The organism is Methylophaga sp. F-2 (assembly GCF_056859315.1).
Genome location: NZ_JBSXOF010000016.1, coordinates 24017 through 39600, shown reverse-complemented (window position 1 = coordinate 39600; position 15584 = coordinate 24017). Strand labels below are relative to the sequence as shown.

Genomic DNA, 15584 nt, shown 5'->3' with positions numbered 1-15584 from the left:
AACAATCTTCAAAAAAAGGGCTCTTTATGAGCCCTTTTTTTATTAAAACGGTTTTACAACAACCAGAATAACAATCGCGATCAAGGCCAGTACTGGCAGCTCATTAAACCAACGGTAAAACGTATGGCTACGCTCATTTTGATCTGCAGCAAATTTCCTTACCATAGATCCGCACATACCATGATAAGCAAAGAGCAGTAATACCAACGTCAGTTTTGCATGCAACCAACCCATTGATGCTATTTGTTCTAGCGGATAATAACTCACTAACCAGACACCAAATATGAGAGTCAAAAGTGCACTTGGCGTCATAATGCCACGGTAGAGTTTGCGCTCCATAATTTTAAAGCGCTCTTTACCCGCTTGATCCTCAGTCATCGCATGGTAAACAAACAAACGCGGCAAATAGAACATGGCTGAAAACCATGTCACTACAAAAATGATATGAAATGCCTTCACCCAAAGCATGGTGTATTCCTCATACAAAAACAATGATAGTATCAGTTTATATTCAAGGGGGTATTTATGACCGATTCAACCGCTCAGGATAGACGCCGTTTCAGCCGCATACCTTTTGATGCTGTTGCCCACATCAACACTGAAAATGGTGATTTATTTCTCAATTGCCAAATCATTGATATTTCATTAAAAGGTCTATTAGTTCATAAACCAGGACAGTGGCAATCTGAGATTGGCGATAAATGTCGTCTCGACTTATTACTGGATAATGCCCAAGTCATTATCGAGATGGAAACCGTAATAGCCCATATCGATGATGAACAGATCGGTTTTGACTGCGAACATATCGGTTTAGATAGCATCACACACTTAAAACGCCTGATTGAGCTGAATCTGGGTGATGAAGCCATTCTCCACAGGGAATTATCAGCTCTGATTGATCAGCATTAAGCAGTGATATCCCGGAGTATATTAATCACTTCTGACAAGTGTTTTACCGCATGCACCTTCATACCCTTCAAGTCTTTTCGTGGCGCATTTGCTGCTGGCACAATCGCATGAGTAAAACCATGTTTATTTGCATCTTTAATGCGTTCTTCGCCGGCCTGCACAGGTCGAATTTCCCCGGTCAGTCCGACCTCACCAAATAATACCCAGTCTCTGGGTAGTGGTTTATTACGCAGGCTGGAAATAATCGCAGCTAATACCGCCAAGTCAGCCCCAGTCTCACTCAGTTTTACACCACCGACAACGTTAATAAATACATCCTGATCATGACAGGTAATTCCACCATGTCGATGCAAAATAGCCAGCAACATGGCTAAGCGATTTTGCTCAAGCCCCACCGTCACCCGTCTTGGGTTTCCGAGAGGACTACTATCAACCAAGGCTTGCACCTCAACTAACATCGGTCGGCTGCCTTCTCGTATCACTGTGACAATGCTGCCTGGCACAGACTCATCTCCCCGAGACAGGAAAATGGCAGATGGATTACTGACTTCTTTAAGTCCTAATTCCGTCATGCCAAACACACCAAGCTCATTCACAGCACCAAAACGGTTTTTAACAGCACGCAAAATTCTGAATCGTGTAGAAGTATCACCTTCAAAATAAAGCACGGTATCAACCATATGTTCAAGCACACGAGGCCCGGCTAATGCTCCTTGCTTAGTGACATGACCTACCAGAATCATTGTCGTGCCACTGGATTTAGCAAAACGAACCAGCTGTGCAGCACTTTCACGTACCTGTGCCACTGTTCCTGGTGCAGATTGTAATAACTCAGTGAATACCGTTTGTATTGAGTCAATCACCATCACTTGTGGTTTACGATTTTTTGCGACCTGAATCATCTGCTCAGCATGGGTTTCGGCTAATAGATCAACCGGTGCCTGTTCCAATTGAAGCCGTTCTGCACGCAAGCGAATTTGCTGTAAGGACTCTTCACCACTGATATAAAGTGGACTAATCCCACTACTGTCAGCCATTGTTGCCATAGCTTGTAGTAATAAGGTGGACTTGCCAATCCCAGGATCGCCACCTATCAAGACAACCGAGCCCGTGACTAAACCACCACCGAGTACTCTGTCGAGTTCTGGCAAGCCCGTAGTCCAACGTACGGCTTGCTCAGAAGTGACTTCTCCCAGTGCCTGAACTTCACTTTTTTGTTCTCCAGCATAACCAGAGTGCTTACTGATTGTGGCTTGTGCCGTGGACGAAGCGCTGGAATAGATCTCTTCTTCAAGACTATTCCATGCCCCGCAATCGGAACAACGTCCCGCCCATTGTGGTGTTTGAGCCCCACACTCTTTACAGACATAAACCTTTTTGACTTTAGCCATCTATAACGTCCCTGTTAACACGTTTACTCAACACAGTGACAAGCTCATAAGGGATGGTGCCCGCATATTCAGCCACCTCTTCTACCATTAATTCTGAACGGCCCCATAACAGCACCTCATCGCCGACACTCGCCTTTGAGCAATCGGTCAGATTGATACAAATCGTGTCCATAGAAATACGACCAATCACCGGGCAACGTTGGCCCCGAATCACCACTTCAGAACGGTTAGATAAATGCCGACTATACCCATCACCATAACCGATACTGGCGACACCAATAAGTGAAGCTTGTTTAGCTGACCAGTCACCACCATAACCAACCTGTTCACCAATATTGATGTCATAGACCGAAATCAATTGTGTCGTTAATTGCATGGCTGGCTGTAACTCATGCTCGGCAGCATTCGTATCTGCAAATGGTGAAATACCATACAGCATCAAACCGGGACGCACCCAATCCAAATGCGATTCGGGATACGCCAGCACAGCAGCGGAATTAGACAAACAGACTGGCAAACCGGTTTTGTGTTTGAGGCTTTGCATATGCTCAAGTTGATGTTGATTACGGATATCACCTACGAGATCAGAGTTTGCAAAATGACTCATCAAGCCGAACTCATCGTTCATATTGCCTGATGCTTTTAAACGACTAAGGGCTGTTTCAATATCCTCTGGTCGAATTCCAAGCCGGTGCATGCCACTATCAACCATGATCCAATTAAAACGCAAAGGCTGAATCAAGGTGATTGAACTCAATAAGTCGACTTGAGAACTGAGATGTATCACTGGCGATAAATTGAACTCTGCTGCAAGCTGAAAATCATCAGCCGTATTAACGCCTTCAAGAATAACGATCGGGAGTGTCACACCATGATGTCGAAGCGATAGCGCCTCTGACAATCGTGCCACAGCAAAAGCATCACTTTGCTTTAAGGCTTCTGCTACGGCTATCACACCATGGCCATAGGCATCGGCTTTAATAACCGACATAACCTTGCTCTTGGGTGCATAGTGTTTTACCCGTGCAAAGTTATGCTGTAGGGCACTAATAGAAATAGTCGCAGTGGGGAAAGTCAATGTTACTCCTCGCCGTAGCTCGGATAATTATCCTGATCTTCGTAATAACTTGGGGCAAAATTCTCAAATCGTGTGTACTTGCCCTGGAATGTTAACGCCACGGTACCAATAGGACCATTACGCTGTTTACCAATGATAATTTCGGCTTTACCTTTATCAGGTGAATCTGAATTATAGACTTCATCCCGATAGATAAAGACGATGAGATCCGCATCCTGCTCAATCGCACCCGATTCACGCAAATCAGACATTACCGGACGTTTATTTGGACGTTGTTCCAGACTTCGGTTTAACTGGGATAAGGCAATCACTGGTACTTCCAGTTCTTTACCAAGTGCTTTCAATGAACGCGATATTTCAGAAATCTCAGTAGCTCGGTTTTCATTGGCTTTACCGGCGTTTCCCTGCATTAATTGCAGATAGTCAATCACGATTAAACTTAGACCATGCTCACGTTTAAGACGTCTGGCACGCGCACGTAATTCTGTTGGACTTAATGCAGGAGTGTCATCGATAAATAACGGCGCTTCATTAAGTAAAGCTATCGCTGACGTTAACCGAGGCCAATCATCATCATTTAATTTACCCGTACGTAAGCGATGCTGATCGATTCGGCCTAATGAAGACAGCATACGCATGGCTAAGGCATCTGCAGGCATCTCCATACTGAACACCGCTACAGGTTGTTTACTGTGTATGGCACCATTTTCGGCAATATTCATTGCGAAGGTGGTTTTACCCATTGATGGGCGACCAGCAACAATCACCAAATCGGCCGGTTGCAACCCTGAGGTTTGCTCATCAAAGTCAATGAATCCGGTCGGTAAGCCAGTAATAGCACTGTCTTGCTCAAACAGGCTGTCAATTCTGTCGACCACTTTACTCAGTACATCTTTTACCTGAATAAAGCCACCACCACGTTTTGCGCCTTTTTCAGCAATCTCAAAGACATGGCGCTCAGCAATATCGAGCATATCTTCTTTGCTCATGCCTTCAGGCTTAAACGCCATATTGGCAATGCTATTGCCGACTTTGATTAATTGACGAAGAATAGCCCGTTCGCGCACGATTTCAGCATATGCGGTAATATTCGCAGCACTTGGTGTATTGCGTGCCAACATCCCCAGATAAGCCAGTTCGCCAACTTGGTCTAACTCACCACGCTTATCATGCCATTCAGCCAGTGTAATCACGTCAACAGGCTGTGAATGCTCCATTAACTGAGCAATCGCACGATAAATTAATTGATGGTCATGACGATAGAAATCTTGCTCAACCAGGAGATCGGCCACTTGTTCCCAGGCAGAGTTGTCGAGCATTAATCCGCCAAGCACTGACTGCTCAGCTTCGATGGAATGAGGCGGCACCTTCAGTGCTTCAGTGGCAGAATCCTTAAATGAATCGAAATAATTTAAGTCTTCCACAGTGTTTATAGCCTCTATATAACTAAGACACAATTCTCATAAATTGAGATGATGAGAATAAAAAATGGAGGCCAGACCTAGAGTCCAGCCTCCATACTTTCATTAAGCTTCTTCTTGTGCTTTTGCAATCGCTTCAGCTTCTTCTAAAGCTGCTTCTCTTGCTTTTTTCGCTTCTTCAGCTTCCGCTTTTGCTTGCAGTTCAGCTTCTGAGCTTACATTGACTTTAACGACTTCAATAACATCAGCATGTAATTGAATATCAATGTTGTATTCGCCTGTATGACGTAATGGACCTGTCGGTAAGCGAACTTCATTGCGGTCAATATCAGCGCCGGCTGCATTTAATGCATCAGCGATATCTGCAGCAGTGATTGAGCCGAATAGTTTACCCTCAACACCAGCATTAGCCATAATGTTAAGAGAACCAGCTGCAACCAGTTTCGCTTTACGCGCTTCAGCTTCAGCTAATAACTTAGCTGCTGCCGCTTCCAGATCCGCACGACGTGCTTCAAACTTTTCTCTGTTTTGCTTAGTTGCAGGTAACGCTTTACCTTTAGGTACTAAGAAGTTACGTCCAAAACCAGACTTAACATTGACTTCATCGCCCAGATTACCAAGCTTTTGAACTTTTTCTAGCAATATAACTTGCATCGTTCTACCCTCATTCGCAATCAAATCGATTGCTTATTCAAATACCCGTACCACTCTTTTTAGAGCGATCACGTAAATTAAACCACTGATCTAATACACCCAGGCTGGCTAGTATCATTACCATTTGTGGCAGCATAATGACGAGTAAAACATAGACAGTCACTAACCATGCTTTACTTTTTTGCTTTATCGCCACCATCGCATGCACGATAGCCAAACCTTGAACACCAAACACTACCAGCATCACTGGTAAACAATCCATCAACCATGGCACATAACTACCAATAGAGGTAAGTGCCAAAATGATAAGTAGCCCGGTAAAAACGGCAGGCGCTTTACCCAAGCGTAACTGTTTAAACTCTGCACCAAATGCTCCTGGATTATAGAGTTCAGACTGCCAGGCACGTCCGATAATGATGCCTAAAATCGCATTAAGACACACACCAGCAGCAACCAGACCGGTCATTAAACCAGATAATCTCATCGCCACCTGTTCGGTCTGTGTTGCATTTAATTGCCAACTAGGCTGTTCACTCAGATTATCGATGAATGGTTTTAACATCTGTTGCCACCAAGATGCTGTATCTGGAATAAACAGATGCAGCATCAGTACAACCAGAATGCCTAAACCACTCGCCGTTAATAAAGACAATGCAAATGAACGAGTATAACCAAGCGCCAGAGTTACCAGGTAAACCGGCAACCAACTGGTTAGCAAAACCAAACCCGCAATCCACAACTGCCCCACTAAGAAACCAGCAAGCAAAGCAAACACAACTAACGTTGCCAGAATAACGCTCACGCCTTCACGTGGGCCCATTCTCAAAGTCGTTAACGAAATCACACCACTAGACAAATAGTTTAGTGGCGGAAAGATTATCGCCAGAGCTGACAACACCGCTGTTGTTGCTGCCGCTTTCCAGCGACCTTGCATAGCGTAAGAGGCAATAACTTTAAACAGCATAACTGATACGTTTAAGTGCTTAGATCAAGACAAATTATTTATGCATGTCGCAGTATGGCAACAATGCCAGGAAACGCGCACGCTTCACACAAGTTGAAAGCTGACGCTGGTAGCGCGCTTTAGTACCTGTGATACGGCTTGGTACGATTTTTCCTGTTTCAGTGATGTAGTTTTTTAACAAATTTACATCTTTATAATCGATTTGTTTAATGCCTTCGGCAGTAAAGCGACAAAATTTTCTACGTCTAAAAAAACGTGCCATTATGAATTCTCCTAAAAGTCTGCAGCAGTATTAAGCTGATTTTTTCTCGTCTTCTTTTTGCATCATAGGTGAAGCTTCAGTAACCGCTTCTTCCATGTTAACAACCAGATGACGAATAACAGCATCGTTGAAACGGAATGCAGTAGTTACTTCATTCAACTGTTCAACACCACATTCAACGTTCATAAGAACATAATGTGCTTTGTGTACTTTATTGATTGGGTATGCAAGTTGACGGCGGCCCCAATCTTCCAAACGATGGACTTGACCACCTTCGCTTGTCAGTGTTTGGGTATAACGCTCGATCATGCCGGGCACTTGTTCACTCTGATCAGGGTGGACCAGAAACACGATTTCGTAATGTCTCATTTGAGCTCCTCACGGTTTAAACAGCTTTATGGTCTTAGCCATAAAGCAAGGAGTTTTGCTTAACTGACGAATCAGAATTTAAAGCAATCTGACATTTTACTTGAATTCAGGTACTTATCACAAGCTGCGTTGACGAAATGCTTCAAACAGGCACACGCCTGCCGCTACTGAAACATTCAAACTTTCGGCTTCGCCTTGCATAGGTATAAACACCACTTCATCACAATTTTCACGAGTCAAGTGGCGGATACCTTTACCTTCAGCACCCAGCACGATTGCCATTGGCCCAGTCAGTTTGGTTTGATACAGACTGGTTTCGCTATCACCCGAGGTACCAATTAACCAAACACCTCTTTGCTGCAATTCTCGCATCAAACGCGCAATATTCGTTACTTGGGCAAAAGGTAAGCGCTCTGCTGAGCCACTGGATATCTTAATCGCCGTTGCAGTTAAGCCAGAAGCACGATCCTTGGGAGCAATAACAGCATGAGCTCCTGAAGCTTCAGCTGTACGTAAACATGCGCCTAGATTGTGAGGGTCTTGAACACCGTCCAGAATCAACAATAAAGGCGGCTCATTCAGATTGTCTAAAAGATCGAATAACCCTTTCTCATCCAGACTTTCCAGAGGCCGACATTTAGCGACACAGCCTTGGTGCTGAACATCAGGAGCAATCTTATCGAGGGTTTCACGTTCAGAAAAGTGAATAACCACACCTTGCTCATTTGCCGCAGCAAGGAGATTCTCAACACGGTTATCCTGTCTTTCGGCTGCCAGCCATATTTCTTTCACACGGCTGACAGGTACTTCCAGAGCGGCCTGCACAGCATGCAGGCCAAAAATGACATCTGGATCAATCGGTGCGTGATGGGCCGTTTTCGTTTTACGGCGTTTGATAGGCTTCAGACTCTTGTCCTTCAATAATAGGTTTAACAAACAATTCGACACGACGATTTAATTGTCGGCCAGCTTCAGTATCGTTAGTTGCACGCGGATCACTTTCACCTTTGCCAATAGCGTATAAACGACTGGAAGACACGCCTCTGGAGGATAAATAATCAACAACAGATTGCGCTCTTCGCTCTGATAGTTTCATATTGTAGCTTTCTGAACCTACGCTGTCTGTATAACCAACTACATGAATAATGGTATTAGGATAACGCTGTAAGATATCAGCGACTTTATTCAGTGTCGGTGTAAAAGCCGATTTTAATGAAGCACTGTCAAAATCAAATGACACTTCACTGGCAATATCAATTTTCAGTGTTTCATTTTCTAATTGCTGAATTTTTAATTCATTGCGTGCACGCTCATCAGCTAAAGCCGCTTCCATTTCTTGCTGCTGTTTATCCATGTAGTGTCCGACACCACCACCAGCCAGCGCACCCACAGCCGCGCCAGCGAGAACACCACCAGCTCCGTCATCGACTGCATAACCCAATAGAGCGCCAGCCGCAGCGCCTATCGCCGCACCTGTTTTCGTTTTCTGGTTAGGATCGTCAGCAGCACAGCCACTCAAGGCCGCGGCAATCAGTGAAACCAAGACAATTTTCTTCATCTAATTTTCTCCTAGGGTTTTAATCGATTCTAGACCGTAGACTGGTTGCTCATTATACTGGTTCCGCAAATATCATTTTAAAGCAGGTACCAGATGGGCTCAGAATTTATTCCTGTCAACATTGCTATTTTGACAATATCCGATACACGCACTAAAGACAACGATACCTCAGGCGACGTGCTGCAAGATAAAGCTACAGCGGATGATCATAGCGTGACTCATCGTGACATTGTGGCTGATGATACCTACCGGATAAGGGCGGTTATTTCACAATGGTTAATCAATGACGATATTGATGTCATCATTACTACAGGTGGAACAGGCCTGACCGGTCGGGATGGTACTCCAGAAGCCGTAAAAGTATTATTCGATAAAGAAATTGAAGGCTTCGGCGAGTTATTTCGTGCTCGTTCTTATGATGTTATCAAAACATCGACAGTTCAAAGTCGAGCTATCGCAGGCCTAGCCAATGGTAAATTTATTTTTTGCCTGCCCGGTTCTAAAGGTGCCTGTATTACTGGCTGGGATGAAATACTCCATGACCAGTTAAATGCCACGCACAAGCCCTGCAACTTTATTGACCTGATTCCACGTTTATTAGAAAAATAATGGTCATTCATCTTTATACCACGACTGGTTGTCACTTATGTCAGCAAGCTCAAGAGCTGTTACACGCGTCGTCACAGGCATATGCAATCGATATCAAGCTTATCGAAATCGGTGATGATGATAAGCTTGTTGAAGAATTCGGAGTACATATTCCGGTTGTCGAATTTCCAGACAAACAACAACTTTTCTGGCCGTTTGATTTGACACAACTCAATCAAAAAATCCAAGAGCAAACAGTTTCTTACACGTAAACTTCACATCGCTAAAACTATGCTCCGGTAAGATTCATCTTGGAGCATGTGATGTCTGTAAATTCCATATCCACTGTTATTTTTTTGTGCCTATTTCTTAGTTCTGCCTATGCCAGCGAATATCCTAAGGCACCTGGCGTCCGTTATGATCTAGGTGGATACAAACTTCATATGCTATGCAAAGGTCATGGACAGCCCGTCGTTATTATCGATACTGGTCTTGGTGATGACTCCACAGCCTGGTTTGATATTCAAAATAACATTGCCAAACACACACGTACCTGTGTATATGACAGAGCGGGTTATGGCTGGAGTGATGCAGGACCACAACCTCGTACCAGTGTCCGTATTGCAAATGAATTAGAAACCCTGATCCATAAAGCAAAGTTAGATGGTCCATTCATTTTGGTTGGACATTCGTTTGGTGGCTATAACATGCGAGTATTCGCGGCTAGTCACCCTGAAGAAGTGACTGGTATTGTGTTAGTAGACGCTTCACATGAAAATCAGTATGAAAAGTTAAATATTAAGCTACCGCAAAATTACGATCGTAAACGAAATATCATCATTCTTCCCAAACCTTCGGGTACGCCACTGAACGCCGAACAATCTATGCTCAAAGAACGGGCAATTAACGCTGCTCGAACTGAAATATCCTCACTTTATCAAAGTGCTTTACAAGTTAAACATCTCAGACATCTGCCAAATGTGCCATTAGTTGTTATCAGCCGTGGCCAGAGTGAGTGGCAAGGCCAAAAGGATGCTGAAAATCGTGAAAAAATCTGGGTTCATCTCCAACAAGACTTATGGAAACTCACCTCCCATAGCCAGCATTTGTTTGCTTTTCACAGTGGTCATGATATCCATCTTCATCAACCTGACATTATTGTAAATGCTGTTTTAGATATGGTGTCAACACATCAGGGTCAGGTTATGCATTGAACAAGAAACTGGCTATACTGTGTTCCTTTTTTAAAGACACAGCATGACTATTCAGTTTGTAAATACAGAAGCCGGTCTCAATACACTCTGCCAACAGCTAGCAGACAGTGAATGGCTGGCAGTGGATACCGAATTCCATCGCGAAAAGACCTATTTCCCGCAGTTATGTTTAATTCAGGTTGCCAGCAATGATGTCATCGCTTGTGTTGATCCATTGGCAATTAGTGATTTATCTCCCTTGATGGCGTTGTTTTACTCTGAAAACATCACCATTGTATTTCATGCTGCCAGACAAGATTTAGAATTATTTTTCTTAATGAAAAATGCACTCCCGCCCAAAGTCTTTGATACACAATTGGCCGCAACAGTCCTAGGCTACGGCGATCAAATAGGTTATGGCAATTTAGTTAAACAATGTCTCGGTGTTGAGCTTGATAAAGGTCAGGCAAGAACAGACTGGCGCCAACGACCTCTATCAGAAGCACAGGTCGACTATGCCGCCGATGATGTCAGATATCTTCGACAACTTTATCTTCAACTTGTAGATGAACTTAACCGAACAGGTCGGGTGGAGTGGCTGAGTGATGACTTTGCGGCATTAACTGCAAAAGAAACTTATCAAGAAGATCCACAACAAAGCTGGTTGAGAGTGAAAGGTGCAGGACGCTTAAAAAGTCAGCAATTAGTGATCTTGCAAGAACTCGGTGCCTGGCGTGAGAAACGAGCCATTGAGGTTGATTTGCCACGTCGCTGGATATTGAAAGACGATGTTATGCTGGATTTAGCACGCTTTTCTCCAACAACTGTTGATGCTATGAAAAAAATTCGTGGTATAGAACCACGTGATATTGATCGTTACGGCAAGATATTAATTAACGTCATTACAGCGGCAAAAGAAATACCGAAAGAACAATGGCCTGTATTGAAACGGCCTACCGCTTTAAGTAACCAACAAGAGGCCTTGATTGATGCCCTGATGGCATTATTGAGAAAAAGTTGTGACGAACAGTCCATTACACCTTCTGCAGTTGCTACACGTAAAGATATTGAATCATTGGTTAGAGGCCAGCACTGTGCTTTATTACACGGCTGGCGCTACAAAATTATTGGGCAGACTTTGCAAGCATTTATGCAAGGAAAAATCAGTATCCAGGCCCAACCTACTCATTTAGAAATAAAGGAAAGTTAAGCTATGTCAGTGCTCATATGTGGCTCCTTCGCTTTTGATAATATTATGGTTTTCCCTGATAAATTTAAAAACCATATCCTGCCGGATAAGGTGCATATGCTAAATGTTGCCTTTCTGGTGCCAGAGTTACGTCGGGAATTTGGTGGCTGCGCTGGCAATATCGCCTATAACCTGAAGCTTCTTGGTGATAATCCCGTACCGATGGGAACAGTCGGCACCGACTTCACACCCTATGCCGAATGGATGGATGCTAAAAATATCAATCGTGAGCATGTGCATGTCAAACAAGGGCATTACACTGCTCAGGCCTTTATCACCACCGATAAGGATGATAATCAGATTACAGCTTTCCACCCCGGAGCCATGAACCTGGCACATGAAACACCTATCAGTGAAGCCAAAGATATTAAACTGGCTATCATTGCTCCAGATGGTCGTGATGGCATGATTCAACATGCTGAACAATTAAAATCAGCCGGTATTCCTTTTATTTTCGACCCAGGTCAGGGCTTACCGATGTTTAATGGTGATGAATTGATGGCCTTTGCTGAACAAGCCAGTTATATCGCCTTAAATGATTATGAAGCACAATTATTCATGGACCGTACAGGGCTTCCTGAAGAAGAAATCGCTCGTCATGTTGAGGCATTGATTATCACCCGTGGCGCCGAAGGCTCTTACATCTATACTGAAGGTAAGCGCATTGATATTGCGTGTCAGAAAGCGGCTCAAGTTGTTGACCCAACAGGTTGCGGTGATGCTTATCGTGCTGGCCTGTTACACGGTATTTTGCATGGTAAAGATTGGCAAGAAACCGGCAGAATTGCGTCTACCCTTGGGGCTTTAAAAATTGCCCATCACGGTACACAAAATCACTCGATTGATGCCGCTTCTATCCTGTAGAGAAAGATAAATATTGGTTATCGTCGGATTAGACAAAATACGCAATAAGCTGAAGTATCAGCAAAGCGTATAATCCGGCGATAACATCATCTAACATCACACCAAAACCGCCATGCAGTCTTTTATCAGCCAGACTGACTGGCCAGGGTTTCAAAATATCGAATACCCGGAATAGAACGAATCCCAACAAAATCCATAACCAGCCGCTCGGGGCTGCAATCATAGTGATGAGAAACCCAACAATTTCATCCCAGACAATAGCGGAGGGATCATCCTGTTGTAACCAGTCGACTGTTTTCTGACAAAACCAGATGCCTAGGAAAAAAAATACAACCGTCAGCAAGAGATAACTCGCCATAGGTAAGGACTGCATCAAATAGAAAACAGGGATAGCCGCCAAAGTGCCAAATGTCCCGGACGCCTTAGGTGCAAGACCTGAACCAAACCCATAAGCTAAAAATGCCGTTGGTCTTTCTAATAATTGTTTAAAGGTCACTTTAGGCAAAATGGTCATATCCTTTGCTAGTGATATCTAATATCGAGGGTTTCCCATCTTCATCGAGCAGAACAATGGTCTGTTCATCGATAATTTCACCAATTTGTTGAATATCCAGATTTAATGCTTCAACGGCAGCCGCCTGTTCTGCCGCCACGGTAAAGCAGAGTTCATAATCATCACCTGAACTCAGTGCTAATTTTAGCGCCTGTTGTCTATCGATTTTTTGTAGGCTGGAAGATAAGGGAATGGCATCGAGATTAATTCTGGCACCCTTACCACTCGTCTCCAGAATATGACTAAGGTCAGCTAATAAACCGTCTGAAATATCAATTGCTGCGTGAGTAAAAGGTAAGATTTTTTGTGAAATCGCTAGTCGTGGGCTTGGTTGCTCAAGCCGTTTATTAAGGAATAGCCAATCTTGTTCTGTCAGTTCTGATGGTTGCCATGATGATAGACGTTTTTGTAAAGCTGCACCGGCATCCCCCAGTGTTCCGCTGACATAAATCTTATCGGATAACTTTGCTTGACTGCGTCGTAGCTGCGTGCCTTTTTTCACCAGCCCATGAACCTGAATACTGATGGTCAGAGGTCCTTTCGTCGTGTCACCGCCCACAAGTTGAATATTATGCTGGCTAGCTAATGCTGTCATACCTTCAGCAAAAGCCGATAACCAGTTTTCATCCAATTCGGGTAATGTTAACGCGAGTGTAAACCAGGCTGGTGTTGCTCCCATAGCTGCCAAATCACTTAACCCCACAGCAAGCGATTTATGACCTAGAGTAAACGGATCCACATCAGCAAAAAAATGAATGCCTGAAACTAAGGTATCAATGGAAATAGCAATATCGCTGTCTTCAGGACAGCACAGCACAGCACAATCATCGCCTATATCGACAATAACATCCTGGCGCTTTTGCGTAGCATCAGCAAAATACTGTTTTATCAGAGAGAACTCGTTTAAAGCCACACAGAAACCTTATAGTAATCAGGGCCTGAATCCAGCTGGATTTAGGCCCTGAGCTTAATTATTTCTTTTGACGTGCAGCTTTTGCTGCCTGATGTTCATGCGTGCGCAGACGCGCGCCCATTTTATCTAATACACCGTTGACGTATTTATGGCCTTGTTCACCACCAAATGATTTGGCTAATTCAACAGCTTCATTGAGCACAACGCGGTAAGGTATTTCCGGCAAATGCATAAATTCAAACACAGCTAAACGTAAAACCGACACTTCAACAGGGTCAATTTTGTCCAGGTCACGATCAATCACTTTGGTGAGCTCAGCGTCAATTTCGCCCTGATACTTGAGCGTACCATCGATTAACGTCACAAAATATTTCTTATCAATCTTGTCAGCATATTCGGCGGTAACAAACTCAAGTGTATCTTTTTGTGGTGCTTCACCATTGACTTGAGCCTGATAGAGCGCTTGTACAGCCGCTCGGCGTGCTTTTGTTCTGGGTAATCCCGTGGCCATTTATTTGCCAGCCTCAATTTGTTTTAAACCATTAACCATTTCAATCACTCCAGTGGCTGCCTTAGCAACGCTGAAAAGGTGAGTGTCAGTCCCCATCTCCTCGCCTTTCGCAAATACGTCAGCGGAATAGCTCGTGACATCACTCATTATTTTTAATCCAGAAATTAATCAATATGAAATATATTGTACTCATTTTCACAGAGCAGTGGCGAACCAATACCTACAGCCAACGTCTCCGCTTTTTATCCGACTTTTTTTTAGGGAAAGGTAAACTAGCCGCATCAGCTTCAACCGTTATCCACTCATATGGCTCTTGGTCAATCCGGACTGCTGTTAGTGTTTCTCCCCACACAGCGCCACTGTCTAATGAAAACACATTGCCATAACGCCCCACCCCCAGGGTAGACCAATGCCCAAAAACAATACGATCATTGGCTGTTAGCCGATTGGGCATTTCAAACCAGGGACGTTGATGCAACGGTTTATCTTCCGGTGCCCCTTTAAACTTTAAGGCGATTCGGCCATCTTCATGGCAATAACGCAGCCGGGTAAAACAATTGGTAATGAAGCGTAATCTGTCCCAACCTCTGAGCTCCGGTGTCCAGCGTTTAGGTTTATTACCATACATATGCTGAAAAAAATCGCGCCAGTTATCACTCTTTAAAACGGTTTCAACTTCTGCCGCTCGCGCCAGTGATTCCTTTACAGACCATTCAGCCGGAATACCCGCATGTACCATACTAAAATCAATAGCGGGATCATGATAAAACAAGGGCTGTTGTCTTAACCAACCGATAAGCTCATCTCTGTCAGGTGCTGAGAGGATTTGCTCAATCGTGTCCAGATGGTGTTGATACTCAACCACACCAGCCGCATTAGCCAGTAAATGCAGGTCGTGATTTCCTAAAACGGCAACACAACTATTGCCCAGCTGTTTTGCCAATCTCAATACTTCAGCGGATTTAGGCCCTCGGTTGACAAGATCACCAGCCAACCATATCTGATCATCTGCTGGATCGAACTGAATTCGATCCAGCATTTTGACTAACTCATCGTAACAGCCCTGAACATCACCAATCGCATATACAGCCATATAGACGAGAACTG

Annotated in this window: 21 protein-coding genes; 6 read left to right on the top strand and 15 right to left on the bottom strand. The window is 44.0% G+C overall.

The window, feature by feature from the left end; genetic code table 11:
* Positions 1–42: 42 nt before the first annotated feature.
* On the bottom strand, positions 43–468 hold the full coding sequence (hemJ, locus tag AC13DA_RS04440; protein WP_284450422.1) for a protoporphyrinogen oxidase HemJ: 426 nt from the start codon (positions 466–468) through the stop codon (positions 43–45).
* Between the two features lie 57 nt (positions 469–525).
* Here hemJ and AC13DA_RS04435 point away from each other — a divergent pair, with 57 nt between their 5' ends.
* Entirely contained in the window at positions 526–909 is a 384-nt protein-coding gene (locus tag AC13DA_RS04435) for a PilZ domain-containing protein (protein ID WP_007146020.1), read from the top strand.
* On the opposite strand, the gene radA is transcribed toward AC13DA_RS04435, so the two are convergent.
* The 9 genes from radA to AC13DA_RS04390 all read right to left on the bottom strand — a co-directional run bounded on the left by radA (position 906) and on the right by AC13DA_RS04390 (position 8606).
* Entirely contained in the window at positions 906–2300 is a 1395-nt protein-coding gene (gene radA / locus AC13DA_RS04430) for a DNA repair protein RadA (RefSeq protein ID WP_273182703.1), read from the bottom strand. The two genes, AC13DA_RS04435 and radA, sit on opposite strands and share 4 nt — an antisense overlap.
* Complete coding sequence (gene alr, locus AC13DA_RS04425; protein WP_284450423.1) at positions 2293–3378, bottom strand: alanine racemase; 1086 nt, start codon at positions 3376–3378, stop codon at positions 2293–2295. Before alr ends, radA begins: the two co-directional genes overlap by 8 nt.
* Positions 3379–3380: 2 nt before the next feature.
* Positions 3381–4802 (bottom strand): replicative DNA helicase, encoded by a 1422-nt coding sequence (gene dnaB / locus AC13DA_RS04420; protein WP_007146023.1) that lies wholly within the window; start codon positions 4800–4802, stop codon positions 3381–3383.
* 102 nt (positions 4803–4904) lie between these two features.
* Positions 4905–5453, bottom strand: a complete 549-nt coding sequence (gene rplI / locus AC13DA_RS04415) for a 50S ribosomal protein L9 (RefSeq protein WP_007146024.1) — start codon at positions 5451–5453, stop codon at positions 4905–4907.
* A 37-nt stretch (positions 5454–5490) separates the two neighbouring features.
* Positions 5491–6417: a YybS family protein gene (locus AC13DA_RS04410; RefSeq protein WP_273182707.1), complete on the bottom strand. Its 927-nt coding sequence runs from the start codon at positions 6415–6417 to the stop codon at positions 5491–5493.
* Between the two features lie 34 nt (positions 6418–6451).
* Positions 6452–6679 carry a 30S ribosomal protein S18 gene (rpsR, locus tag AC13DA_RS04405; protein WP_007146026.1) on the bottom strand — a complete coding sequence of 76 codons (228 nt, stop codon included), beginning with the start codon at positions 6677–6679 and terminating at the stop codon, positions 6452–6454.
* Between the two features lie 30 nt (positions 6680–6709).
* The gene (gene rpsF / locus AC13DA_RS04400; RefSeq protein WP_007146027.1) at positions 6710–7048 is read right to left on the bottom strand and encodes a 30S ribosomal protein S6; all 339 of its coding nucleotides are present in this window, start codon (positions 7046–7048) and stop codon (positions 6710–6712) included.
* A gap of 117 nt (positions 7049–7165) precedes the next feature.
* Entirely contained in the window at positions 7166–7906 is a 741-nt protein-coding gene (rlmB, locus tag AC13DA_RS04395; protein WP_284450454.1) for a 23S rRNA (guanosine(2251)-2'-O)-methyltransferase RlmB, read from the bottom strand.
* Positions 7907–7931: 25 nt separating this feature from the next.
* Complete coding sequence (locus tag AC13DA_RS04390) at positions 7932–8606, bottom strand: YiaD family glycine zipper/OmpA-like lipoprotein (RefSeq protein WP_482945854.1); 675 nt, start codon at positions 8604–8606, stop codon at positions 7932–7934.
* Positions 8607–8699: 93 nt separating this feature from the next.
* Between AC13DA_RS04390 and moaB the strand changes: the two genes are divergently transcribed.
* Genes moaB through AC13DA_RS04365 form a run of 5 tightly spaced genes read left to right on the top strand, consistent with a single transcriptional unit; the run spans position 8700 to position 12500 of the window.
* Positions 8700–9215, top strand: a complete 516-nt coding sequence (gene moaB, locus AC13DA_RS04385) for a molybdenum cofactor biosynthesis protein B (protein WP_284450425.1) — start codon at positions 8700–8702, stop codon at positions 9213–9215.
* Positions 9215–9466, top strand: coding sequence for a glutaredoxin family protein (locus AC13DA_RS04380; RefSeq protein ID WP_284450426.1), 252 nt, complete (start codon positions 9215–9217; stop codon positions 9464–9466). Before moaB ends, AC13DA_RS04380 begins: the two co-directional genes overlap by 1 nt.
* Before the next feature lie 51 nt (positions 9467–9517).
* Positions 9518–10408 carry an alpha/beta fold hydrolase gene (locus AC13DA_RS04375; RefSeq protein WP_284450427.1) on the top strand — a complete coding sequence of 297 codons (891 nt, stop codon included), beginning with the start codon at positions 9518–9520 and terminating at the stop codon, positions 10406–10408.
* A gap of 43 nt (positions 10409–10451) precedes the next feature.
* Positions 10452–11597: a ribonuclease D gene (rnd, locus tag AC13DA_RS04370; protein WP_284450428.1), complete on the top strand. Its 1146-nt coding sequence runs from the start codon at positions 10452–10454 to the stop codon at positions 11595–11597.
* 3 nt (positions 11598–11600) lie between these two features.
* Entirely contained in the window at positions 11601–12500 is a 900-nt protein-coding gene (locus AC13DA_RS04365; RefSeq protein ID WP_007146034.1) for a carbohydrate kinase family protein, read from the top strand.
* 28 nt (positions 12501–12528) lie between these two features.
* On the opposite strand, the gene AC13DA_RS04360 is transcribed toward AC13DA_RS04365, so the two are convergent.
* The 5 genes from AC13DA_RS04360 to AC13DA_RS04340 all read right to left on the bottom strand — a co-directional run bounded on the left by AC13DA_RS04360 (position 12529) and on the right by AC13DA_RS04340 (position 15570).
* Positions 12529–13014: a phosphatidylglycerophosphatase A family protein gene (locus tag AC13DA_RS04360; protein WP_284450429.1), complete on the bottom strand. Its 486-nt coding sequence runs from the start codon at positions 13012–13014 to the stop codon at positions 12529–12531.
* Positions 12998–13966 (bottom strand): thiamine-phosphate kinase, encoded by a 969-nt coding sequence (gene thiL / locus AC13DA_RS04355; protein ID WP_284450430.1) that lies wholly within the window; start codon positions 13964–13966, stop codon positions 12998–13000. The genes AC13DA_RS04360 and thiL overlap by 17 nt, the downstream gene beginning before the upstream one ends.
* A 58-nt stretch (positions 13967–14024) precedes the next feature.
* The gene (gene nusB, locus AC13DA_RS04350; protein WP_007146037.1) at positions 14025–14477 is read right to left on the bottom strand and encodes a transcription antitermination factor NusB; all 453 of its coding nucleotides are present in this window, start codon (positions 14475–14477) and stop codon (positions 14025–14027) included.
* Positions 14478–14624: a hypothetical protein gene (locus AC13DA_RS04345; protein ID WP_007146038.1), complete on the bottom strand. Its 147-nt coding sequence runs from the start codon at positions 14622–14624 to the stop codon at positions 14478–14480.
* 73 nt (positions 14625–14697) lie between these two features.
* Entirely contained in the window at positions 14698–15570 is an 873-nt protein-coding gene (locus tag AC13DA_RS04340; RefSeq protein ID WP_284450431.1) for a symmetrical bis(5'-nucleosyl)-tetraphosphatase, read from the bottom strand.
* Between the last annotated feature and the right edge of the window lie 14 nt (positions 15571–15584).

Excerpts from the sequence above, each read along its gene's own strand:
- hemJ (WP_284450422.1), bottom strand. The coding sequence starts at position 468 with ATGCTTTGGGTGAAGGCATTTCATATCATTTTTGTAGTGACATGGTTT.
- AC13DA_RS04435 (WP_007146020.1), top strand. The coding sequence starts at position 526 with ATGACCGATTCAACCGCTCAGGATAGACGCCGTTTCAGCCGCATACCT.
- radA (WP_273182703.1), bottom strand. The coding sequence starts at position 2,300 with ATGGCTAAAGTCAAAAAGGTTTATGTCTGTAAAGAGTGTGGGGCTCAA.
- rplI (WP_007146024.1), bottom strand. The coding sequence starts at position 5,453 with ATGCAAGTTATATTGCTAGAAAAAGTTCAAAAGCTTGGTAATCTGGGC.
- AC13DA_RS04410 (WP_273182707.1), bottom strand. The coding sequence starts at position 6,417 with ATGCTGTTTAAAGTTATTGCCTCTTACGCTATGCAAGGTCGCTGGAAA.
- rpsR (WP_007146026.1), bottom strand. The coding sequence starts at position 6,679 with ATGGCACGTTTTTTTAGACGTAGAAAATTTTGTCGCTTTACTGCCGAA.
- rpsF (WP_007146027.1), bottom strand. The coding sequence starts at position 7,048 with ATGAGACATTACGAAATCGTGTTTCTGGTCCACCCTGATCAGAGTGAA.
- AC13DA_RS04390 (WP_482945854.1), bottom strand. The coding sequence starts at position 8,606 with ATGAAGAAAATTGTCTTGGTTTCACTGATTGCCGCGGCCTTGAGTGGC.
- moaB (WP_284450425.1), top strand. The coding sequence starts at position 8,700 with ATGGGCTCAGAATTTATTCCTGTCAACATTGCTATTTTGACAATATCC.
- AC13DA_RS04380 (WP_284450426.1), top strand. The coding sequence starts at position 9,215 with ATGGTCATTCATCTTTATACCACGACTGGTTGTCACTTATGTCAGCAA.
- AC13DA_RS04375 (WP_284450427.1), top strand. The coding sequence starts at position 9,518 with ATGTCTGTAAATTCCATATCCACTGTTATTTTTTTGTGCCTATTTCTT.
- rnd (WP_284450428.1), top strand. The coding sequence starts at position 10,452 with ATGACTATTCAGTTTGTAAATACAGAAGCCGGTCTCAATACACTCTGC.
- AC13DA_RS04365 (WP_007146034.1), top strand. The coding sequence starts at position 11,601 with ATGTCAGTGCTCATATGTGGCTCCTTCGCTTTTGATAATATTATGGTT.
- AC13DA_RS04360 (WP_284450429.1), bottom strand. The coding sequence starts at position 13,014 with ATGACCATTTTGCCTAAAGTGACCTTTAAACAATTATTAGAAAGACCA.
- nusB (WP_007146037.1), bottom strand. The coding sequence starts at position 14,477 with ATGGCCACGGGATTACCCAGAACAAAAGCACGCCGAGCGGCTGTACAA.
- AC13DA_RS04345 (WP_007146038.1), bottom strand. The coding sequence starts at position 14,624 with ATGAGTGATGTCACGAGCTATTCCGCTGACGTATTTGCGAAAGGCGAG.
- AC13DA_RS04340 (WP_284450431.1), bottom strand. The coding sequence starts at position 15,570 with ATGGCTGTATATGCGATTGGTGATGTTCAGGGCTGTTACGATGAGTTA.